Source organism: Chamaesiphon polymorphus CCALA 037 (assembly GCF_003003845.1).
Classification (GTDB): Bacteria; Cyanobacteriota; Cyanobacteriia; order Cyanobacteriales; family Chamaesiphonaceae; genus Chamaesiphon; species Chamaesiphon polymorphus.
In genome coordinates, this window is the sequence record NZ_PVWO01000514.1 from 1 (window position 1) to 3,996 (window position 3,996).

Annotated in this window: 2 protein-coding genes; one reads left to right on the forward strand and one right to left on the reverse strand. The window is 44.9% G+C overall.

Translation table 11 applies throughout. The features are described from left to right. Positions 1-43 precede the first annotated feature (43 nt). Positions 44-1,264 carry a (E)-4-hydroxy-3-methylbut-2-enyl-diphosphate synthase gene (ispG, locus tag C7B77_RS25485; RefSeq protein ID WP_106311565.1) on the reverse strand — a complete coding sequence of 407 codons (1,221 nt, stop codon included), beginning with the start codon at positions 1,262-1,264 and terminating at the stop codon, positions 44-46. A gap of 383 nt (positions 1,265-1,647) precedes the next feature. On the opposite strand from ispG, the gene C7B77_RS25490 reads away from it, so the two are divergent. After that, positions 1,648-3,939, forward strand: a complete 2,292-nt coding sequence (locus C7B77_RS25490) for a patatin-like protein (protein WP_181244033.1) — start codon at positions 1,648-1,650, stop codon at positions 3,937-3,939. Positions 3,940-3,996: the final 57 nt, after the last annotated feature.

Here is a 3,996-nt window from a genome sequence, read left to right on the forward strand (position 1 = left end):
ACTCATTACCCATCCACCCATCCACCCATCCACCCATCCACCCTTAAGGATCTACCCAACGATCGTCAGCCTTAATTAGGGCAATCAATTTAGCGACACCTTCGGCTTCGGGTACCCGCTCGATCTCGTCTCGACCGCGATAGAGGGAGATATAGCCAGGTGTTTTGCCTACATAGCCGTAGTCGGCATCGGCCATTTCACCAGGGCCATTGACGATGCAACCCATCACGGCGATGTCTAGTCCCGTGAGGTGATTGGTAGCCTCGCGTACTTGATGGAGGACTTCTTCGAGGTTGAATAATGTCCGACCGCAAGATGGGCAGGCTACATATTCGACCATGGTCTTCCGCAGCCCTAGCGACTGGAGAATACTGTAACACACGGGAATTTCTTTTTCGGGAGCTTCAGTTAAAGAGACTCGCAGCGTATCGCCGATGCCTTCGGCTAAGAGAGTGGCAATGCCAGCGGTAGATTTGATCCTGCCGTACTCACCATCGCCAGCTTCGGTAACTCCCAAGTGAATTGGGTAATCCATGCCAGCTTTGTCCATCCGTTGCGCCAGAAGTCGGTAAGCGGCGAGCATCACGGGGACGCGAGAAGCCTTCATCGAGATAACGAGATTGTGAAAGTCGAACGATTGACAGATGCGGATGCACTCTAAGGCTGATTCGACCATCCCTTCGGGAGTATCCCCGTAAGTAAATAACATCCGTTCGGCGAGAGAACCGTGATTGACGCCAATCCGCATCGCTTTATTTTGGTCGCGGAGGGAGATCACTAAGGGTTCGAGCATGTCGCGAATCTGCTCGCCAATTTCGGCAAATTCAGTAGGGGTATATTCCGTGCGATCGGGTTTGGGCTTCTCAAAGACATACAATCCAGGATTGATGCGGACTTTATCGACATGTTTGGCAACTTCGAGGGCAATTTTCATCCCATTGTGATGTACGTCAGCCACGAGCGGGACGATCTGATATGTATCGATCAGTTTTTGTTTGATTTCGCCTAAAGCTTTGGCATGAGCCATACTCGGTACTGTCACGCGCACGATTTCACAGCCGATTTCGTGAAGACGGCGAATACCAGCCACCGCACCATCGATATCTAAGGTATCTTCGTTGATCATCGACTGAACGACTACTGGATTGTTGCCGCCAATAATCACGCTTCCAACAGCTACAGGACGCGTTTTACGGCGATGAATCGTGGTGTCTGTACCTAAATTACTATAAGCGAACCGATCGGCTACTGGCAGGGTCTGCATAGAGAAACAACGGTGAGGATGTGAATACGATTATCTCATCTTCAGCTTGCCACAATTTGGTCATCTTAGTAGGCGATCGAGCTGGCTGTTTGCGTGCGGATTGGTTTAAGATCTGGTCAACAATTGACAATCCGATAAAGTTACCTTAATGTAGTGCTTTTGGCAACCGTGAAAACTTTTAATCTTCTGAGAATGATTGGCACAAGCATCAGCTCTATCTACTACTAATCGCTACAGACCCTGTTAAAATGGGAGACGATCGTCTGGAGATTTTTTGGGATCTCTAGGTAATGAAGATCTTAGACTCTAAGCCATCCGATGGGCTTGAACACATCCCGCTTTTGCCCCCGAATTCGCTCAGTTGTTGCTTTTTACCTGCAATCATGTCTAATCAACGTAGCTATTATCAGCCGAAGTTTTTGCGGGAAATGCAGTTAGGGTTGGTGGTCTATGGTGGTGTCTCTTTGGCAATCTATACGCATGGTATCTGTCAGGAATTTTATCATGCAGTGCGCGGTCGTGGCATTTATAAATTAGTCAAGGCATTGACAGATTCCGATGTGGTAGTCGATGTCATTTCTGGCAGTTCGGCAGGTGGCATTAATGGAATTTTATTAGCTTACGCGATCGCCAATAGTAACGATCGAGAAATGGTGGATTTTAGTGCCTTTGCCCGCGTTTGGCGCAGTAGTGGCGAACTCCTCAAGATTCTCCAAAAGCCCAATCTCTTTAAAGCTCATGTAGACGCATCGAACTCTACTAGCGAGAGTTTTTATCAACGGGGATTGTTGGCAACTCTCATCAAAGGGATCGAACACAAGCTCCCACGTCCGCAGCAAGAATGGTTTTCACCTACGCAAGAGTTAGATCTCGCGATCGCTGGTACTGATTATCTCGGTAAAGTAGACCGAACTTTCGCGGAGGGGACGCTCGATTTTAGAGCGAAGAATCATCGGGCGATGTTTCGACTCAAGCATCGTCAAGGACGGAAGGAGCCATTCAATCCTTATTACAAGGAGCCAGAATTACCGCGTTCGCCAAACGATACCTATCAAGCTTTAGTCAAATTATGTCAGATTACGGCGGGAACGCCAGTTATTTTCCCATTGGTAGAAGTAGATCTGCACGATCGCCACAATCTAGTCGATCGCCAGTTAATAACTTGGGGCAAATTAGCCAAACACTACACTCCAGATAGCTCCACTCGTAGTGACAAATTATACTTTTTAGATGGCGGTCTACTCGATAGTACGCCGCTGACTTGCTTGATGAAAGAAGCATACTATCGATTGCCAGATCGGTGCGGTCAAAGAAAGTTATTTTATGTCGATCCCAATCCCGAACAATTGAACGATCGATTGCAGCTTGCTGGCAAAAAACAAGATCGGATGGGACAAATTTTGCAAGCAGCGGCTTTGTCAATTCCGATCCATCAAAGTATTACTAACGATCTTCAAACAATTCACGAACACAATCATAAAGTTCGTCGTTATCACGCTTCGATCGATCGAGCTGAAAGTGCGTTAGAATCACAACAAATATTAGAAAGTAGCGATCGCACTCAATCTCAAATCTATCTTAGAGGTAGATTATTTGATTTTCGCGATCGCAATTTGCCGCTACTCCTTCAAGCAGATCTGAGTGCTCAAAATAGCCAGTATTCTGTCATTCTTGACAAAATCGATCGCGTATTAACCAGTAAATTTACTAGCGGCCAAGATCGACACAACTATTATAAATTACTCGATCGATTTGAGTCTCAGGTTATCGATTTAGATGTCGAATATAGCATCAGGCAACATTTTTACTTAATCGAAACTATTAATAACTTATTAAATAGTAAAATCGATGAAAACGACCGACCTAGACTTCAGTATTTATCGAAGCAACTTGGTTGCAATATTAAATTGCTAGAAGTAGTGCGAGCGAGTATCGAGCTGTTACTTAGCGATCGATCTGTGTGTAACTACTTTTATTATTTGATCGCTCAAGAATCTAACGATCGACGACTGCGCGCTCTAGTCTACGAACTGATCTTTAGGTTACATCGCTTCTTATTAGATGGTACTAGATTTCATACCTTCGTACCCAACGATGCCTCTGGATCGCATCTCGAAACTATTCCAGTTTATTTTTGGCTAGACTTACCAGAATTAGCCGCAGAAAACCATTTTTCTGGCGATAGTCGGCAACGCGATCGCTGGTTATCTCAGGCGAGGATTTCGAGTGTCTTTGCCCAATTCAAGCAACGCATCAGTAGAATCGGTCAAAGTAGCGATCTGCATCCATTAATTTGGATGGATCGACAATTAGCATACGATAACGATCGCAATCAAAGCTTTCCCAGCATCTTAAAACAAATTTCATTGGCAGCGGAAATGACGATCTCCAAATTGGGCGATCGATATACCGATCTGTTGCTGAAGCAATGGCATACTTTTGAATTTATCGATCGAGAATTATATCCATTTGAATATCTGACAAATTTAACTGAAAAAGAAATTATTAACCCCATCTGTATCAGTCCAGATACTTCCCAGCTAGGTATTGGCAATGGTAAAAATACCAAAGAAAAATTAGGTGGCGATAAACTTTATAATATCGGTGGCTTCTTCAAAAAATCTTGGCGATCTAACGATCTACTCTGGGGCCGTTTAAGTAGGTGGGCGGGATAATAGTAAACTGGATGAAGATAGTTTAAGCATTTCTCGACAAGTAGGCGAAACCATTTA